The 753-nt window shown below is 56.7% G+C and carries 1 protein-coding gene; it reads right to left on the bottom strand.

The genetic code is table 11. The features are described 5' to 3' along the window. Positions 1–753 (bottom strand): IS30 family transposase (locus QC815_RS17305; RefSeq protein WP_310541272.1); only part of this gene is annotated, 753 nt, incomplete at both ends.

Below are 753 nucleotides of genomic sequence, written 5' to 3'. Positions count from 1 at the left end.
GGGCACTTGAAGTCGAAGCGCTTTCGCGGGCGCATGTTCAACTCAAGCGCGATCTCATCTAGTTCTTGCTGGCTATAGACCGATAGATCCGTTCCCTTGGGCAAATACTGTCTTATGAGCCCATTGATATTTTCGTTGGCGCCCCTCTGCCATGGGCTGTGTGGGTCACAGAAGTAGATAGCGACACCGGTATTCTGGGTGACCTTGGCGTGCTGTGTCATCTCACGTCCCTGGTCATATGTCATGCTCTTCCGTGTGGCCAGCGGCATGCGATTCAGCGCCGCGCTGAAGCCTTCTACCGCAGAGGTGGCTGTCGCATCGTTCATCTTCGCCAGGATCAGGTAACCGCTTTTGAGTTCGACAAGGGTGCCGACAGCCGATGCATTGTTCTTGCCCTTGATCAGGTCGCCTTCCCAGTGGCCAGGAAATTCACGTTTTTCCACCTCTGGAGGGCGGAGATGGATGCTGACCATGTCCGGGATCTGGTTGCGCCGGTCGACCTGGCCACGGCGCGGCTTACGGGTTGGCTTGCCTTGCCGCAAACAATGGATCAGCTCCTTTCTCAGTTCACCGACGGGCAACGCGTAGATGGCACTGTAGATCGTTTCTCGGCAGACGTAGGCGTCTCGAAGGTCAGGGATATTCATATGCTTGAGCTTGCCGCTGATCTGTTCGGGAGACAAGCGCCGACGCAGCATGTGCTGAATCAGGGCGAAACGAGGGCTGCCAGGAAGCAGTTTGCGCCTTGGTCGA

Origin of the sequence: Vreelandella gomseomensis (assembly GCF_031451645.1) — a bacterium.
Classification (GTDB): Bacteria; Pseudomonadota; Gammaproteobacteria; order Pseudomonadales; family Halomonadaceae; genus Vreelandella; species Vreelandella gomseomensis.
This window is presented reverse-complemented; position numbering and strand designations above follow the sequence as displayed.